The following is an 18,018-nucleotide window of genomic DNA, read 5'->3' on the forward strand; positions in this document are numbered from 1 at the left end:
ACAATATATGGAAGATAACAGAACCTTAATTGTAGCTTTATCAACACTAAAAGAAGCTACAGAAGTAGAAAACTTATTAAAAAGAGAAGGGCAATTTTCTTCTCACCAATATACTGCTACCTCAATACCTAATAATTTAAAAGAAATCGCGCCCGAATTGGTAATCTGGATAATGGAAGGTGCAAAAAAGTATAACGAAAAACTTGCGAAAGCCTACAATTCAAATAATGAACAATTTACTATTGATAATGATAATGTTCGTAGTACAATTCCATTACATGAATTATTAGAAGCAGGTAAAGCCGCATATTCTTTTTTACATGATAATTGGGATACTATAGTAGGTATTATCTGGATATTAGAAAAGTTAGGTTATGTCAATATAACCAAAAATGAGAGAATTTTAGCTCTAATTGAAAAGTTAAAAGGAAAGAAAAATATAAATACAAAGAAAGAATATACTTTTGAACTGGATGAAAGGCTAATGAATCTCTATCAGTTTTTTTGTAAAACAAATATGCAGGATGAAAACTCAACGCTAGAACAGATAATTCTGGACTATCTTAACTTTCAGGCTGAAGAAATGGCAAAGCTTGAACCTCAAAACGATTAAGGTCTTATATACAGATGAGAAACGAAAAAAAATATTTGCCTTCAGCAGATGTACCAGAAGTAAATCAATTCCTGGATAAAGTAATTGCTGGCGAAATCATTCTTTTCAAAAAGAAAAAGGAAAGAATGAGAGATGATATGAAAAACTTAAATAACAACGAAGCCAAATAGCATATCCATAGCATTGTTTAATTAAAGTTTATATCGTACTTTTGTACTAAGTAGTGACCCTTTTAACTATCCGATGCCTTCCCAGGCACTTCTAACTTTAGCCATTCCGGCAATATAGCTCAAATAACATTTTAATTTTTGGTGGTATGCTATGAGACTTCTTATCTCATCATACAGTGGAAGAGTTATTAACAAAACTGTTAGTCGAACAGCAAAAGACAAATCAGCTATTAGAAGAGCACAAACTAGCGCAGAAGGATTATTTATCTTTGGAGGAAGCAGCAATCCTTATTAGTGTTGCCGTACCAACATTGCGGGTCTGGATTGATACTGGCCAGATCAATAAGTACCAACCATCAGGGAAATTAATCTGGCTAAAGAAATCAGATTTGATTGCATTTATTGAATCAGGAAAGAAGAACGCTATTCTGGATGCATTGAAACCACGAAAAACAAATAAGGTCCGTCTTAATTAACCGGACCTTTTACTTTTAAAGATTATCTAAATCCCGATATCTTTTAAAAATATTACTATAATGTCCTCCTAATTTATAGCCTTCGGCAAGAGAGGAAAAAGAAGAAAAAATTAATCTTAGCTTATGTTGTAAAATCGAAAGTTGCTCATAATTCTCAGAGTATTTAATGATTTTACTAAAATGTGAGGCAAGCTTACTTTCAAAATACCGAAAGAACCTTTTGTAGAAAAAGATCTTATATTTTAGGCTTAATTGGGAGTTGTTAAGTTCTATAAGGAAGAATTCAATAGTTGATGTCAGATTTTTAAGTAATGGTATTATATTTTCATTAAGATCAAACCGAGTCCGGCCATTTTTCTGATTGATGTTATATTTTAAATCGTTTGCCAAAATTTCAACAGCTTTTTCTCCTGTTACAATATTCTCTTCTATTAGAATACCATTTTCATAAATCTTTTGAACATATGACATTGATGCAATATCTACTGTGACTTCATGAAAAAGAATATTTAATAGATTAAATACCTCTCTATCTCTGTTCTGTTTGATTTCATTAGCTAAAGCCTTTCTCTGCAAATTATTAGCTTTTAATTGCTCTCGAAATGAAAGATACACTAATATTGATCCAATTAAATTTATAATAGGTGCTGTAATTCCACCTATAGTATCACCTATTTGTCCAGTTTGAGAAAAATCAAATATTTTACTTATAGATGGTTGAATTAGAATTACGGGAGTTATAAATGATAACAGAATCCCTAATAATAGGATTAACCAATAACGTGTTCTCATATAAAGGATTTGTTGAATATCATTTAATGAGTATTCTATCAAAAAGTAAACTGGCAATATGAGTGAATATTCTATTGTTTTCCTAATATATTCAGCTTTTTGATTGCATTGAATCTTTGGATATCCTTTATATGCATGTAATGCTTTATCATATCTGTATCAGTATGCCCCAGTAGATCAGATATCAAAAATGCATCCACACCAGAATTGACAAGCGTTGAGACAAACGTATGTCTACTGGAATGATAAGTAACCTTCTTTTCAACTCCAGCTGATTTAAGCCAGTCATGTATCTTATTCCGCATCTGATCAATCCCTTTCTGAAAGGAGAAAACATTCTCATCCTGCTTTTTCGTAGCAAAACCAAAGTCTTCCAGAATTTTCATTGCATTATCTGAAATTGGTACTCTAGCATACTTTTTCGTTTTCTTCATCAACTTATTAATAATAAATCCTTCTTCTGTCTCAACTATTTCTGAACGTTTTAGTGTCTCAATATCGGATGATCTGAGTCCACTTTCACACGAAAAGAAAAAAGCCTTTTTCCAATCTTCATACCTTGGCCATGGTGTTACCAACAGTTTTTCAATTTCGTTTTTACTCAGATCCATCCTTCGGTCCGGCTCAGCAAAACTAACTTTGTTCTGCTTCTTCATATAGAATATCAGATTAGTATCCAGGCTGATTTTAAACTTGGCATAGTCCAGGATACTGCACACATAATTCATATACTTATTTTCAGCCATTCCAGCAGCCAGGTAGTCCGCAAACCTTAGTAAATGACCTGATTTTAAATCCGGTATTTTTATAGAACTACCTAATCTAATACAAAAGGCTTTATTGATACGGTCAGCCAAGGCTTCAGTTCTATCCCTATTATTAGTGTTATATTTTTTAAACAACAATGTAATTCCACTATGCTCGAGATATTTCTCAATTTCTACTTTTGTGATGCCGGTTTTCATTCTATCAGCATTCAGACGAATAATGTTACTAATATCATCTGACGACAAGTTTATAAACTGAAAGTTTAGACCTTTGCTGAATTCGGCAAAATCTACTATGGCTGTGGAACTTGCCTTTTCCCTAATATGAGACCCTAAACTCTCCACAAACTTATTAGCAGCCTTTGGATAATTACCAACTGAGTTTATACCACCATTAAATGAATTGAACTCACATTTTTTGCCTTTCAGATCTTCCAAAAAGCTTTGTGTTAATTCGAGAAAAGACATATTCTCAAATTGAGCCTTATCAATTACCCGATCTTTTTTTACTCCATCCTGTAGTTGACGGTAAAGCTGCTCAATTGACCCCTCTTTCGTATATACCTTTTCAAACTCCTGATAAGTCATATGTTTGAAAACAAGATAAAGTTGTTCAACTATTTCTTTTACCTGCTTGCGTACTGCTTTCTCTTTGTCTTGTTTTATTTTTTGTACATTCTTTTTATCACTTTCTTGAACAACCGGAAACTCGTATTCTTTGAGATTTATTATTGCACTAACTTTATCCTTTGTTTTACCATTTTTTTCAATGATAATCTTTTTTTTAAATCTTAATTCCAGATAAGCATACTTCGTTAATTCGTCTTTTGTGGCACGAAATTTGGCGTTAATTGTTTGAATTTGTATTGGATCTTCCATATGTATGCTTTTCATATTCATGTTACAAATATGTTACAAAGTTATTCATAATATCTAGTAAAATATAGTAACATCTATTAAGATATAAATAAAAAAAGCCGTCTCCTTGCGGGAAAATGGCTTTTTAGAGAAATTAACCACAAAGGTTAGGTTTAAGGTTAAAATCAGAACTAAGCTCATATTCGATGAATATGGGCTTTTTTATTGTTTTCAAGAAAGTATTTTTGTTTCGCACAATTACTTATTTGAAGAAGTTCTGAAATGAAAAGTCGGGAGAACGCATTTCTATTTCGTTCTTACTGGACTTATGTTGTGCCTCTGAAGCATACACAAACATTTTTTGCTCATAGTCATTTATAGCAGCTTCTATAGTTTCAAATTTTCCGTCAGTGAGGTTATCAGATAAAGTTAATGCATCCATCAACCCGGTATTCACGCCCATACCTGCAAAGGGTGGCATTAAATGAGCGGCATCTCCTATAAGTGTTACAGGCAAAGGGCGATTGGTTTTCCAGGGTTTCTCTAATGACAGTTTCCTTGTTGGCAATCCAACAAAAAGCGATGTTGAGTTGAACAATTGTCTGAAACGTTTATCCCATTGTGAAAATCGGTCGGAAAGAAATGTGATAATACTGTTCGTATCCTGAAAGTTTACTTCTTTTCCATGATTCCATGCTTCAGGCTTTCTAAAAATGACACCATAGGTCAATGCACCATTATTATAGGGATTGGCTACTACTAAATTGCCTTGCCAGGCACTCATCAATCTGTTGCCATTACATAAACTATAAAACTCCGGACATTCTATAGCAGGTTGAGATACATCTCCCTGTATGATAAACGTTCCTGTTTCTTCAGGTTCAGTATCTGTCACATAGCTTCTAACCTTGGACATTCCGCCATTTGCTCCAATTATCAGATCGGCAGTTGCATCTGTTTTATTCTCGAAATATAAGACCCATCTTCCATCGTGTGGCTCAAGCCCTGTGCATTTCTTATCCCAAATAACTGTATCGTTTGCCAGACTATCAAGCAATAAAGTTCGTAAAGCATTTCTGCTTATTTCAGGATTGTCATATTGGTTTTCGGGTGTAATCTTTCTCGTGGATAACACATTACCTTGTTCATCAGCCATGATTATTCCCATAGGAATCGCCAACTCATAGTACATATCCAGCAATCCAGCTTTTTTCATAGCTTTCTGCCCTGAATCTTTGTGTAGATCAAGTGTACCACCCCATATCCTGGCCTGAGGATCTTTATCTCTCTCGTAAACGGTTACGTCTATTCCTTTTTGCTGTAATAATCTGGTTATTGTCAGACCAACTGGTCCTGCTCCAATAATAGCTACTTTCTTATTTTTCAGTAACATGATCTTGTATCGTTTGATGACACAAAATTGGCAGGTATTAAAGGGATAAAATATCTACATTTGACTTAAAAATAGTCGTAAAGGACTTTTATGAATAAAGACAAACAGCAAACAGTGCCGAACATACTGGTAAAATTTGCCCATTTATTGGGGACAGAGATAAAAAACAGACGATTACAGATCCCCGAAAATTTTGGTAGAGGTTATTGTACCGGATTTGTCTTTAATGAGCATATCCGACTGCTTATCAGTAATTACGAATTGTACGAAGATGTACTGGTCGAAAATCCAGGCATCAATACTGCCAGGAGAATGATATTTTTCAAGTTTCAGAACATCTTCCCTAAAACAGCAATTCTATCAGAAGAAAAGTCTGTTATAAAAACGCCTTCCGTTTTGATTGCGACCAGCCGGGTTAGTACCGACGATGTTATTTCAATCCACACAAATACAGAAACCATTATGATAGAGGTAGACGCAACGTATTTAAGTGGGCTTTTTGACCTGTCAGAACAATCTCCCATTTTACAAAGCTTATTACAAAATACACAGCCATTACTATTTGAACAGGTAATCTATCCTTCTTTACAAAAGATTGTGGACGAGATTGTAACAGAGTCGGTTAGTAAAACCTTTGAACTATTTTTCTTAAGAATAAAAGCAGAAGAACTGATTTGCAGGCTATTGATGGAACTGGAAAAGCGAAACGAAAAACATCTGTATGCTTTAAATAGTCATGATATACAAACCCTATACAAAGTAAAAGAGCAACTACTTGCACATCTGGATACTCCTCCAGCCATTAAAGATGTAAGCTTTTCTGCCAATATGAGCCCAACCAAACTAAAACGTTTATTCAGGCAAATTTTTGGTAACAGTATTTTTAGCTATTACCAGGAATACAGAATGAAAGAAGCTGCCCGTCTGCTGAAAGAGGAAAATCTATCTGTTTCAGATGTGGGCTACAAACTAGGCTTTACCAATTTGAGCCATTTTTCAAGAGTCTTTAAAGAACATACAGGAATGAAACCAAAACAATACAGCCAATCTAAAAAGTAAAAAATACGGAATAAAAATATTCAGACGGATTCAAAGTAATGGAAGCCTCCAACGTATTATTTAAATCTGGCAGTTGTTAGCAAAAGCTACCAATCATATCTATGATAAGATCCTCACTATATTTATCTGGTTCCAGATACAAACTATATAATACATTTCCCTTTCAACAGAAACTATACTATTTATTTTTTTCCTTCTTCTGCCAGCGTTTTTACGACAAGCTTCGTCTGTGTCTATATATGTATCCAAACTGAATTTTGTCTTATGAAAAACTATTTCTTTATAAGAGGAGCAGTTATCCTTCTGGCTATTTTGACTGTGGCCTGCAACAACTATGTGGCTTTGGTATCTCCTACAGATCCATCTGTTCTATTACCTCCAGGCCAGGTATTTCTTCCCAACACTCCTATACCTATAGATAGTACAAAATCAGATGTTTCGGAAACAGATACAATTGCGTTACCAGACGGAGTAATACTTATTCTACCCAAGTTATGTGTTGCCGGAAAAGGTTCTGACATCCCTTGTAATTGTGTAGTAGATGTACATCTAAAGCTATTAACCAGCAAAAAGGAAATCCTACTGTTTGGAAAACCTACCATATCTGCTACAGAGCTGCTTGAAACAGGTGGTCAGGTAATGCTTACGATTCTATACAACGGAGATACGCTTCAAATGCTGGAAGGAAAAAACTTCACACTAAAGATTCCAACCAAACGTACAAAAACGGATCATACCAAAATGCGTTTTTACAAAGAAGATGCTCAAACCACATGGACAGAGCTGGGTGCATTAGCCAGTTCCACACCAGAGTACTACACCATCATCAGTAATCAATTGGATACCTGGCTAAGTCCAGCCTATGTGTACTCAGAGGCAGCTTCCAATATACGGATTTCCTTGCAGACTTCTGGTGAAGGGCCTGCTCTGTCACAGGTACGTCTCTTTGTGATTCCATCCAACATTCACTCAGTAGTTTCAACTGTACAGATAAATGGTGTGTTCATCCCGGCCAGCCATCTACCATTGGATGAAGAAGCAATACTGATCGCCTTGGCTAAAACAGGAGAAACGCTTTGGCTTGGCAGACAAAACATTTCTCTTCAATCAACGTTACAGGTACCTATGGAGTTTACATCTGTCACACAAGAAGAACTGGATGAAATTTTATCACAACTCTGATCTTTGTCTTTATCAGTTTAGGGGAAACCAATTAGCAATGGATTATAGGGGTTTTTCATTGCTAAAAGAAGAGTGTTTCCATCAGACAAGGGGTAGGCTATTGCTTGCCTTTTGCCTTATGGTGTATTGTCTTTTACCTGCGTATAGCCAGACGGGTAGCCGAACTAAAGCTAAAACCCCTAATGAACACTCAAATTCCTTTCTGAAACCCTATGCACATCCTTATCAGAATCGACTCTCTCTGGTGGCAGGAATAGGACTGGCAGGCTATGCTGGTGATATATGCAGACTAAAGGATAGCGACCTACAACATCATTATCTCAATATTGGCCTAAGTGCAGGACTGTCCTATCGGTTTACGAACTACATTTCTGTTCGTTGGGACAATAGTTATCAGTCATTACAAGCCAGGGCGAGGCCGGGAACATGGGGAGATTTAGCGTTTCATTCTCATTTGTTTGGATCTGCTATCTCACTTCAGATTAATACCACATCAAAAACCATAGGAGAACAATATAATCGTAGTCTGGATGCTTACTTCCTTGCCGGATTCGGCGTGTTGTATTATCGCACAAAAGTGAATGCAGATGCTTCAACTCAGGAGTGGCTCAAACCTATGTTAGCAGCTACTGGCAGCCCTGTTGCTTTTACATTTCCTATAGGCATTGGAGCGAACTGGCGACTGACAGATCAGGCAAGTCTGGGCTTGGAGGCGGTCTACCATTTTACAACTACAGACCTGCTGGATGGCACCAGTCTTACCAATGATCCGAAACCACATGCAGATCACTATCTGACCCTACAAATACGTTTTACACAACAACTATTTCAGCTGTTTCACTACAAAGAATATCTGCAACGAAAAAAGTAACTAGTGCGATTCGGAGGGTAATGAGTAGCGTTGCCGTTTCAACTTATACCTCTTCAGTTTAGGCCAGCTCTTTTTCAAAAAACGGGTAAATTTTCGGTTGGTTGGATATTTTCGGTTAGCAGTCATATTATTAAAAATAAGCGCCACAACCAACAGAATCAGACAGCCTGTAAGTACAGGAGAAATCACATACCAATACCCTAATTGTTTTATTTTTTCAGATCCAATGACAGCAATGAGTCCGGTAGCGCCTCCGGGTGGATGCAGTGTTTTGGTCACTTGCATTAATACAATAGACAAAGAAACTGCCAGTGGTGCTGTTAACCAAAGGATATCAGGCAATAGCTGATAGACAGAAACACCCACTATAGCCGAAAGTACATGTCCGCCGATGAGATTTCGGGGTTGTGCCAATGGACTTTGGATAGCCCCATAAATCAATACACTGGAAGCTCCAAAAGATCCGATCAGAAAAACAGTATCTGTATAGGGAAACATTTTACTTTGTAAGAAGGCAATACAGGAAATGCCTACAAATGCTCCAATAAACGACCATATATGTTCCCGATAATCTACTAGTGTTTCTTTATAAATAACATAGCGGGTAATGCGTAGCCCTCTTTTTATCCTTTTCTTAACCATTGGCAATTAAAAATCTGTCTACTCCAGTAATGTACAGGTTGATTCTTTCTTATAGCAATTATCCTATTCTGCGCAAAAACATCTTTAATACAAAAAAATCTTCCATCACATAATCCGAGAGTTTTTTCAATATTCCAAGGGAAAATTCATTTTACAGAATGAAAGTTCAGTATTTTCTTACTTTTTGTCTTTCGGCTACCAATTTTAGCAACTTTTTTGTTTTTATCAACGCAATTTAGTTTTCTTTACAGTTGTATGTCTATACCCCACAAAATGTACACTTACTGCTTTTGTACTATTTTTAAGCCAAGTAATTTCTAAAGCTGAATTTTGCAACAACACCTTATCCAATCTACTTACTATGACTATTCAGGACTCACTTGCCTCCTATCAATGGATGAACGAACCTGCCATATGGCGCTTTCAGGATGATGGACTTTTTCTCGCACCCGATGCAGGTTCAGACTTCTGGCAACGCACGCATTATGGTTTCCGGAATGACAATGCCCACTTTTACTACACAGAGACAGAAAGTGATTTTGAGTTGTATACCCAGGTACGCCTCACTCCCCAACACCGGTTTGATCAGGCAGGTTTGTGTATTCGTATAGATGAGGATAACTGGATCAAAACGTCCTGCGAATACGAAACACCTGAATTTTCACATTTGGGGGTGGTAGTGACTAACCTTGGCTACTCAGACTGGTCTACACAACGGGTAGCAGCAGGTATACAGGAAATAGAATACAAGATCATTCGCAAAGGACAGAATATAGAGATCTATGCCTGCTATCAGGGTTCTACATTTGAGCAAATCCGTATTGCCTATTTGCACAAGGCTGAGGCTATTGTAAAGGCTGGGATCTATGCCTGTAGTCCTACAGCTGGAGGTGGCAGTGCTTTGTTTACGAAGTATTCTTTAACACAGTAGAGTTACTCCTTCGATCTGTTTACAGAAACCTGTTGCTTCAATACATCCAAGGCTGTTTGTTCATCCAGATAAAATGAGCATCCTGCCAGCTCTTTGATGAAATCAGAATCTAACGCCTGGGACTTTTCACTAATAAGCACCACAAATGGTTGCTGTTTTAAGGATCTTATCCGAAATGCCTGTGTAATCGCATTTCCCCAGGTATATACTAACTCCCGCAAATCAACAATAACAAACTGAGGATGCTCAGAATCAATGCAATGGTTTATCTGATGCATCATGTATTCAGCATCCTCATTTCCGGCAGATCCAGGTCTATAAATTCCTGTAAAGTAGATATACAGAGTTGGATCCACTCCGACTTGTTTCGTTTTTCTTGTACACTGAATTGCAGAGGTAAAGCTCCTGGAAACCAAAACAGGCAATACTCTGTCAAAATCTTTAGAGAGGAATGCAATGTAGACATGATCATTTAGTCTAATTTCACTTTTACAATCAACTATAAAGTGAGCAACCTCCTGTTTATATATATATTGTTGTTTAGCAACCTGAAAGTCAACAGCTAATCTAACTTCTTGTATCAACTGTTGATCAAATCCATTTTGTAGCCAGTCGGCTTGGAGCCATTGGTATATTGCCTTTACAATCTGTAATTCACTAGCGACTCCATCACAATAGGCCTTTTGAGAGAGTATATCACAATCTAACTTTCCTTTTCCTAGTTCTAGCAATATCTGGCAATCTTCCTCCAATCTCCACCCACAAAACATCTCACAAATAACATTAGCCTGATGCTGTAATCTCTTTTTCTTCATTCTAACTTAGTTATCCAGGTTGTATATAAGAAGTTCTTCTATACTGGTTTTACTTAAGAATTACAGATAGTTAGTTAGACTGAACATAGGTATATCTCACCTTATGAATAAGCATACTAATCCATGAAGCGATAATACCTATCACTCCAATATCAAAAGACAGATCTGCAAAGTTAAAGACACCTATCCGAAGAAGTTCATACGATCCTTTTACATTTATAAAATCAATAACGTTGAATGGTGGATAGAAAAGGCTTAACAGATTACCTATTCCGCAGGCTAAAATCAGAATAAGAAAGTACCTTATCCACTGGTTACGAGCTAAAGAAAAGAATGTACCGTAAAGTAGTAAAGCTACAATCTTTGCTACTATAGCAGCATACCAGGAAGAGATAAATACATTTGCCAATAGCAGCTGAGCTATTCCAATTAGAAATGCTCCCATGAAGAATACAGCTATTCCAATTAATACTTTGTATATCATCTTTAACGCTTTTTTTCTGATAAACAAAAAGTAGGATAGCCAGATAAGAGCATTAACAGAGGATAAAATGATTACAAGGTTAGGATTACTCTCTCTATTCAATAAAGCTTCTGCCTGTGCTCCTGTTGGACCATCATTATAAGTCAGGTACAGGCTTATCTTATTACCAATAACAAACACATCCTCTTGATAAGGAAGATAACAGGCTGCTACTATTTTTGTAAGTAGATCAAATATAACTATCCCTATCAGAACTTGCCATTCTTTTCCCTTTAACATAACTATTTTAAGAAAATTATATATACTAAAAGTCCAGATCCTCGACTTCTTCCATCTCCTTTTTTATCGCCGGATAAAAAGCCAACCCTAGCAATAACCCACTAACCAGTCCCCCAATGTGAGCCGCATTGTCTACTCCGCCCATAATTCCTATTAACAGGTTATAGCCTATAAAGATAAGTGTGCTTACCAGAAAGACTTTTCCAAACTCTGCAGGAAAGACCTTTAACAGCAGTAAGGCAAGAAAAACACCATACAAACCAAATATAGCTCCGGAAGCACCCACACTAACAGTAGCCTCGTACCACCAAAGGCTGACACAACTGGCCAGAATGCCTGTCAGCAAGTATGCAATCAGAAATTTTGTTCTACCCAATACAGGCTCCAGAAAGATTCCAACAAATAAAAGCCCCATCATATTGGCCAGAATATGCATCAATCCACCATGCAAAAACATACAGGTCACCAACCGCCACCATTCTCCTGTTGTGGTCAGCGGACGAAAATTACCACCCCACTGTAACAGATCCGGGCCTTTAAAAGAGATAAAGCCTAGTCCTGAACAAACCATGACTATAAATACCAGCAGATTCAGATTAATCAGAATGGGGGTAACAAAATAGTCTGTTGTGGGTATAAACAGGTCGAAAATCTCTTTCAGTTCATTCTCTTCCGGAGGTAGGCTCCGTTCAAAACGATCTACTTCTGATTCATTAAATTGAGGGATCAGAACCATAGCCAGAAAGAGGCAGGCACTAATACCCAATGCGCCAAAGATCCAGGCAAACGTATTTCCATTTCGTTGCTCAAAAGGGGCATTTACGGGAATAAATACAGGCGAATCGTTGTGTATAAACCTGGTAGAGCTTTTAATGGCTTCCCGATAAACAGCTCCAGCCTCTGAATTTCCTACTTTGTTAAGATAAACAAACTGTGTAAGATCTTCTTGCTCAAAATTTTTTTCAGTCTGCAGGGCAAAGGCTTTATAACTTTCCTCTTTCTCTTTACTATCCAGTCGGTTACTGATACGTTTGGAATATTCTCTTCCCAACCATCCATAACATGTTCCATTCATCGTATCGGCTTGATCCTTCAAGATAGGAACTGCCACATAAAAATGCATATTAAGATCTTCATTGTATTTCCCACTTACCACAAAATCAGGTCTTGCCGTGGCATTGCGTTTATCTATATAGAAGTGTTTTAATGTATAGTATTTAACAGGTTCGCGCTGAACAATCTCATGAATATTATCCAGTTGCAGCAGGTCACCAGATGCACTTTCCAGGTAATTCTGAGTAATAATAGCAGGAATTGCCATTGTTCCCCATACTACCAGCTGATATAAAAAAGGTTTGTTTCCATTGGCACCTGTCAAAACAAGCAATCGAATCCGTCGACTTAACCAAATCAGAATAAGTATCCAGGGAAGAGCCAGAGGTAACCAGATTTGTAGAATATCTTCTCTGATAGAAAAAACACTAAATTTGTAAAAAAGCAGCCATGTTATTAATGAATAGAGTACAATAAAAGCAATGCTTATTATCAGATAAGGAACATAAATTAATTTAAGTTTCTTTAGAATAGTTTGCATACATGTAATCTTATAATCTTTAATTCATAAAACGTCCAAAAAGAAACATCTTTATTTTATAATTTCTACAGAAAATATATAGCTTTACTAGCTCCTCCTTTACATAATATCCTCAACGTATTGGTATTCATGATATTAAAAACAAAGTTAGGAAAAGAGCTTTTATGGAATGTTATTTTGTTAGGAATTGCTACAAGTATTGTTTTCGCTTCTTTTGATGTTCGTTTCTTACTAGACGAGGGAAATGTAATTGACATTCAGTTGCATGATACCTATTTTGTAATAGGTTACTTTCACTTCATTGTACTACTCTGGATAGTATTTGTTCTAGGCCGATATTGTCTGTTAGGTCTGGCTTATCTGAGCAAACGTAGTAAAATAGCGGCAGGGTTTTTACTTCTACTCACCGCCCTGCTGGCGTATCATACACTATATTTTTTCTTCATTCTCTGGCATGTACAAAGAGAAGATCAGAAGTTTACTTTTAATGCGTTATATAAGAGTTTGGCAATACCTATGGCTATTACTTTAGCAGCATTCGCAGGGCTTATCTACTGTGGGATGTGGCTAGGTAGACAGTTATTTTCCACCAGCAAGCAGAATAGTTAGCCACAATCTGCTTCTACTATCAAAAATCTGATACTCATCAGATATAACCTGAATACCAATATTTGTAAAAGATAACCGGAGTTTGAATACTATTCAAACATGACTGTAGTTCCAGTCATCAGAGTCAATGAACGGAATAAAGGTCAAAAAAGAAATTGACCATTATTCGAATATTTTTTCAACGTGATCGGTATTCCGGTCAAAAGCAAAAATGATCCGAATACAGATCATTTTTTATTTCCAACTGATAAACCTGTCTCAACTTTTGTTAGACGTGTTTGAACAGAATTTGAATCAGTCTTTTAAGAAATCGATAGGACAGGAAAATAGTCGCTTACAATGGCGTCCGATGTTGGACAATATCGTCCTAAAATGGACACACGCAACTACCCTCATTCTTCTAAAATCCAGGCTGATTCACTGGAAAAGCACTTTTTAAAAATTGGCAAAACATTTGATCAGCAAAAGTAGAACAAATATCAGCCGACTGGCATTTATATACTACAAGCTAGTAACTCAACCGATTATACATCCATGCATAACTCTACCAAACACAGTCCTCCACATTGGGCGGATAAACTACTTGAACGGTTTTGTGATCCGGATCTACTGGAAGAAATACAAGGCGATTTGCAGGAAGAGTTTGCCTACCAGGTACAGACCAAAGGAAAGCGAAAGGCTCAATGGAACTACTGGCTGGATGTATTAGGGTTTATTCGTCCGTTTGCTTTTAAACGCTCAAGGCGTAAACACACATACCATTCCACACCTATATACTCTCCGGATATGTTACGCAACTACCTGAAAACCGCTTTTCGCCATCTGACACGGCACAGAACAAGCACTTCCATTAACCTGTTTGGCCTTACGCTGGGACTTACAGCCTGTATGGTGATCTATCTGATCACACATTTTGAATTGAATTATGATACCTTCCATCCGGATAAGGAACGTATATACCGGCTGGTTTGTAAAGGACACTTTGGCCCTCATGCAGAAGACCAACCCTTTGGATTTCTGCCCAATGCCGTTCCAGCTGCTATGCGCAAAGAAATATCGGGTATAGAGACAATAGCGGCCTTTCACAATACAGAAACCGATGTGCTGATTCCTGATGGAAAAGAAGAACCCAAACGTTTGGAAAGACGCCAGTGGGGAGTAGATAAGGCTGAAATCATACTGACAGAGCCTTCTTACTTCGATATCTTTCACTATACCTGGCTGAGTGGTAATCCAAAGACAGCCTTAAACGAACCATTCAAAGTAGTTTTATCCGAACGGAAAGCCCGCAAATATTTTGGTGATATCCCGCTGGAATCGATGATAGGTAGAGAGGTAATTTACCATGATTCTGTCCGAACGACGGTAGCAGGAATTATAAAAGACTGGGATCAGCAGACCGATTTTACCTTCACTGATTTTATCTCTCTGGCAACGGTCAATGCCAGCAAGCTGAAAGGCAACATCAATCTTGAGCAATGGGATGATATCTGGTCAGCCTCACAGGCGTTTGTAAAACTACCTCAGGGAACCACACCAGCCCAGTTGGAACCTCAGTTTCAACAATTCTCGAAAGCGCATTTTCAGAAAGATCTGAAGATAATCCCAAGCCTACAACCTCTGTCAGACCTGCATTTTAATGCGGAGTATGGCGATAACTATTCCCGAAAAGCTCACCTGCCTACTTTGTATGGACTTATGGGAATTGCATTGTTTATTCTGGTGATTGCTGTAATCAACTTTATCAATATGGCTACCGCACAATCCGCACAATGGGCCAAGGAAGTAGGAATCCGGAAGGTGTTGGGAAGCAATCGTCGCAATCTGATCTTTCAGTTTTTAATGGAGTCTTTGCTGACTACACTGGTAGCTATTATTCTTGCCTTGCTGCTGACCAAACCTGTATTGATTGCATTTCAGCACTTTGTTCCAGATGGGGTGACATTTCAGTTACTGGACTCACATACATTGCTATTCCTGTTACTTCTCACAGTAACAACCGCTTTACTGGCAGGTTTTTATCCTTCCTGGATATTGTCATCTTATCTGCCCGCTCTAACATTGAAGGGACAAACTGCATTAAAAGGGGGGCAAAAGGGCTACTTACGTAAAGGGTTAATTGTATTTCAGTTTACAGTATCCCTGATATTTATCATTGGCACGCTAATGGTTGAGCGACAGCTTAATTTTATGCGAAACAAAGATCTGGGTTTCAAATCAGATGCAGTAATAACCCTTACCTCTCCCAGAGGTCCCCGAGGTAATAATCTGGAGGTTTTGTATAATAAGGTTCAGCAACTGTCTGGTGTAAAAAAAGCCATACTCGAAGTACTGGAACCTATGGGAATCAACTATGGGATAGACCGGGTAGTATACAAAGGCAAAACCGAAATACAGCTTGATGCAGCTTATAAGATGGGCAATGAAGAGTATATTCCCTTTTATGAAATGAAGCTGCTGGCTGGACGCAGTCATCTGAAAAGTGATACTGCCAGTGAGTTTGTTATCAATGCTACGTTTGTGAAAGCACTGGGTTTCAAACACCCGATGGAGGCAATCGGCAAGCAGTTAGTATGGCGTGATAAGTATTATCCTATTGTAGGCGTGGTGGCTGACTTTCATCAACAAAGTATGCACGAGAAGATTGCGCCTACATTTATCACTACCTCTTCCAAAGCCCGAAATATAGCCATTAAGCTAAAGAGCAAAGACCTGCAGGAAGTGAAAACAACCATTGACAAAATAGAAAAGGCATGGAAACAAGTCTATCCTAATCACAAATTCAGCTATGTTTTTCTAGATGATGCCATTGCAGAGTTTTATGAAAAAGAGCAGAAAACCTCTCAACTGGTCAATACAGCAACAGCCATTACCATCCTGATTTCCTGTGTTGGCTTGCTTGGACTAGTTATGTTCACCACAGAGCAACGCATGAAAGAAATTGGTATACGGAAAATACTCGGAGCCAGTGTATATACTATTCTCCTTCTGCTTTCCAGAGACTTCCTGTTACTGATCGGCATTGCGTTACTGGTTGCCTCTCCGATAGCCTGGTATGCTACCCATCAGTGGTTGCAGGATTTTGTGTACAAGGTGGATATAGCCTGGTGGATTTTTGGACTGGCGGGCATAGCATCCATTGTCATTACATTATTCACAATAAGCTTTCAAAGTCTCAAAGCTGCTCTTATGAACCCAACAAAAAGTTTGCGGAGTGAATAGATAAGAATGTTTTGATAATTCCGATCCTGTAGGGGCGCACCTGTGTGCGCCCCTACATTTACGGTGATTCAGACAAATATGATGGCGGATTACTTATATAAATGTTGATCCTGTATATAATCAATACCATTTTTCTCTAAATAGGCAATACCCCATTTGCTCAGAAACTCATACATAGGGGACATGCTCAGCCCTTGCTCGGTAAGAAAATATTCTACACGCAAAGGTTTCTCAGAAAGGACACGTCGGCTGATCATATTGTCTTTCTCCAGTTCCTTTAGTTGTTGTGTCAATACTTTCTCAGCCACTCCTGGTAGGTTGTCTCGTAACTCACTAAAACTTCTCTTCTCAAAATGGAAGAGATGAAATAGAATCAGAATCTTCCATTTGCCACTGATGAAACGAAGAGACACATCAACCGGACAGGTATATACTTTATCGTGCAAAGTGATCATGTTGTACCAATGTTTGGTTAAATGCAGGCTTACTTTTTGGTAAGTTATTGACTGCTAGAACAAAGATAGATAAGTTTACCAGCAATTAACTACTTACTTTTCGTTATCACACCTAGATCTGTTATGCCTGTACCTGAAACAAAACCTACTCCCACACTTTATGAATGGGCGGGAGGAATGGAAGTATTTGAAAAACTGATGGATTCTTTTTACACCCAGGTACTCCAGGACCCACTGCTTGAGCCTGTATTCCGGCATATGTCTCCTGATCACAGGCGTCATGTAGCACATTTTATTGCCGAAGTTATGGGAGGTCCCAAGTTGTATAGCAGTGAGGAAGGAAGCCATTTTAAGATGATTCAAAAACACCTGTCTAAGCATCTGACCGAACAACACCGTAAACGCTGGGTTGAGCTATTGCTCACCACCGCTGATACACTGCAACTTCCCGATGACCCGGAGTTTCGTTCAGCTTTTGTCGCTTATATTGAGTGGGGCACACGTATCGCTGTGATTAACTCCAATCTGGAAGAAATCCCTATGGCCCCTGATGAACCTATGCCACGCTGGGGCTGGGGAGAACCCGGTGGACCGTATATTCCAGAATAATTCTGGAGTTTTATAACAGGTGTAAGTGTATGAGCTTGTCTTGATTCATGAGGATAAAGAGGAAATTTCTTTCAGAAGATCTCTGAATGCTTTTTTCTGAAATTGACAACTTTGAGCACATGTCACAAAGTGAGAAAAGGAGACTTCAATCGTGAGTGGCAGTGTAGGTGCGTAGGCAATCTTTTTCCCGCGAGGTT

The 18,018-nt window shown here is 37.9% G+C and carries 19 protein-coding genes; 11 read left to right on the plus strand and 8 right to left on the minus strand.

The features are described from left to right. Positions 1-7: 7 nt before the first annotated feature. The 3 genes from QNI22_RS08420 to QNI22_RS08430 all read left to right on the plus strand — a co-directional run bounded on the left by QNI22_RS08420 (position 8) and on the right by QNI22_RS08430 (position 1,259). Positions 8-613, plus strand: coding sequence for a hypothetical protein (locus QNI22_RS08420; RefSeq protein WP_314510199.1), 606 nt, complete (start codon positions 8-10; stop codon positions 611-613). A 14-nt stretch (positions 614-627) separates the two neighbouring features. Further along, complete coding sequence (locus QNI22_RS08425) at positions 628-783, plus strand: hypothetical protein (RefSeq protein WP_314510200.1); 156 nt, start codon at positions 628-630, stop codon at positions 781-783. A gap of 176 nt (positions 784-959) precedes the next feature. Next, positions 960-1,259, plus strand: a complete 300-nt coding sequence (locus QNI22_RS08430) for a helix-turn-helix domain-containing protein (protein ID WP_314510201.1) — start codon at positions 960-962, stop codon at positions 1,257-1,259. Between the two features lie 15 nt (positions 1,260-1,274). Here the strand turns inward: QNI22_RS08430 and QNI22_RS08435 are convergent, their stop codons facing one another. The 3 genes from QNI22_RS08435 to QNI22_RS08445 all read right to left on the minus strand — a co-directional run bounded on the left by QNI22_RS08435 (position 1,275) and on the right by QNI22_RS08445 (position 5,069). Further along, a complete protein-coding gene (locus QNI22_RS08435; RefSeq protein ID WP_314510202.1) occupies positions 1,275-2,051 on the minus strand; it encodes a hypothetical protein in 777 nt (258 codons plus the stop codon). 71 nt (positions 2,052-2,122) lie between these two features. Continuing rightward, positions 2,123-3,712 carry a tyrosine-type recombinase/integrase gene (locus tag QNI22_RS08440; RefSeq protein WP_314510203.1) on the minus strand — a complete coding sequence of 530 codons (1,590 nt, stop codon included), beginning with the start codon at positions 3,710-3,712 and terminating at the stop codon, positions 2,123-2,125. A 226-nt stretch (positions 3,713-3,938) separates the two neighbouring features. Next, positions 3,939-5,069 carry an FAD-dependent oxidoreductase gene (locus QNI22_RS08445; protein WP_314510204.1) on the minus strand — a complete coding sequence of 377 codons (1,131 nt, stop codon included), beginning with the start codon at positions 5,067-5,069 and terminating at the stop codon, positions 3,939-3,941. Between the two features lie 90 nt (positions 5,070-5,159). Between QNI22_RS08445 and QNI22_RS08450 the strand changes: the two genes are divergently transcribed. The 3 genes from QNI22_RS08450 (at position 5,160) to QNI22_RS08460 (ending at position 8,181) form a co-directional block, all read left to right on the plus strand. After that, positions 5,160-6,128 (plus strand): helix-turn-helix transcriptional regulator, encoded by a 969-nt coding sequence (locus QNI22_RS08450; protein WP_314510205.1) that lies wholly within the window; start codon positions 5,160-5,162, stop codon positions 6,126-6,128. A 264-nt stretch (positions 6,129-6,392) separates the two neighbouring features. Further along, positions 6,393-7,310, plus strand: a complete 918-nt coding sequence (locus tag QNI22_RS08455; RefSeq protein ID WP_314510206.1) for a hypothetical protein — start codon at positions 6,393-6,395, stop codon at positions 7,308-7,310. A 118-nt stretch (positions 7,311-7,428) separates the two neighbouring features. Then, positions 7,429-8,181 carry an outer membrane beta-barrel protein gene (locus tag QNI22_RS08460; RefSeq protein ID WP_314510207.1) on the plus strand — a complete coding sequence of 251 codons (753 nt, stop codon included), beginning with the start codon at positions 7,429-7,431 and terminating at the stop codon, positions 8,179-8,181. On the opposite strand, the gene QNI22_RS08465 is transcribed toward QNI22_RS08460, so the two are convergent. Next, positions 8,182-8,823 carry an HPP family protein gene (locus tag QNI22_RS08465; RefSeq protein WP_314510208.1) on the minus strand — a complete coding sequence of 214 codons (642 nt, stop codon included), beginning with the start codon at positions 8,821-8,823 and terminating at the stop codon, positions 8,182-8,184. It lies immediately after the preceding gene. Positions 8,824-9,184: 361 nt separating this feature from the next. Here QNI22_RS08465 and QNI22_RS08470 point away from each other — a divergent pair, with 361 nt between their 5' ends. Next, positions 9,185-9,754, plus strand: a complete 570-nt coding sequence (locus QNI22_RS08470; protein ID WP_314510209.1) for a DUF1349 domain-containing protein — start codon at positions 9,185-9,187, stop codon at positions 9,752-9,754. Positions 9,755-9,756: 2 nt separating this feature from the next. On the opposite strand, the gene QNI22_RS08475 is transcribed toward QNI22_RS08470, so the two are convergent. From QNI22_RS08475 to QNI22_RS08485, 3 genes are all read right to left on the minus strand, one after another. After that, positions 9,757-10,569, minus strand: coding sequence for a hypothetical protein (locus QNI22_RS08475; RefSeq protein ID WP_314510210.1), 813 nt, complete (start codon positions 10,567-10,569; stop codon positions 9,757-9,759). Positions 10,570-10,639: 70 nt separating this feature from the next. Next, the gene (locus tag QNI22_RS08480) at positions 10,640-11,332 is read right to left on the minus strand and encodes a signal peptidase II (RefSeq protein ID WP_314510211.1); all 693 of its coding nucleotides are present in this window, start codon (positions 11,330-11,332) and stop codon (positions 10,640-10,642) included. A gap of 25 nt (positions 11,333-11,357) precedes the next feature. Then, entirely contained in the window at positions 11,358-12,926 is a 1,569-nt protein-coding gene (locus QNI22_RS08485; protein ID WP_314510212.1) for a rhomboid family intramembrane serine protease, read from the minus strand. A gap of 129 nt (positions 12,927-13,055) precedes the next feature. Between QNI22_RS08485 and QNI22_RS08490 the strand changes: the two genes are divergently transcribed. The 3 genes from QNI22_RS08490 (at position 13,056) to QNI22_RS08500 (ending at position 16,757) form a co-directional block, all read left to right on the plus strand. Further along, positions 13,056-13,535 carry a hypothetical protein gene (locus QNI22_RS08490; protein WP_314510213.1) on the plus strand — a complete coding sequence of 160 codons (480 nt, stop codon included), beginning with the start codon at positions 13,056-13,058 and terminating at the stop codon, positions 13,533-13,535. 339 nt (positions 13,536-13,874) lie between these two features. After that, the gene (locus tag QNI22_RS08495; protein WP_314510214.1) at positions 13,875-14,006 is read left to right on the plus strand and encodes a hypothetical protein; all 132 of its coding nucleotides are present in this window, start codon (positions 13,875-13,877) and stop codon (positions 14,004-14,006) included. A 63-nt stretch (positions 14,007-14,069) separates the two neighbouring features. Then, positions 14,070-16,757, plus strand: coding sequence for a permease prefix domain 2-containing transporter (locus QNI22_RS08500; protein ID WP_314510215.1), 2,688 nt, complete (start codon positions 14,070-14,072; stop codon positions 16,755-16,757). Positions 16,758-16,846: 89 nt separating this feature from the next. On the opposite strand, the gene QNI22_RS08505 is transcribed toward QNI22_RS08500, so the two are convergent. Next, positions 16,847-17,212 (minus strand): winged helix-turn-helix transcriptional regulator, encoded by a 366-nt coding sequence (locus QNI22_RS08505; RefSeq protein ID WP_314510217.1) that lies wholly within the window; start codon positions 17,210-17,212, stop codon positions 16,847-16,849. A 123-nt stretch (positions 17,213-17,335) separates the two neighbouring features. Here QNI22_RS08505 and QNI22_RS08510 point away from each other — a divergent pair, with 123 nt between their 5' ends. Further along, the gene (locus QNI22_RS08510) at positions 17,336-17,821 is read left to right on the plus strand and encodes a group II truncated hemoglobin (RefSeq protein ID WP_314510218.1); all 486 of its coding nucleotides are present in this window, start codon (positions 17,336-17,338) and stop codon (positions 17,819-17,821) included. Positions 17,822-18,018: the final 197 nt, after the last annotated feature.

It is taken from the genome of Xanthocytophaga agilis (assembly GCF_030068605.1).
Classification (GTDB): Bacteria; Bacteroidota; Bacteroidia; order Cytophagales; family 172606-1; genus Xanthocytophaga; species Xanthocytophaga agilis.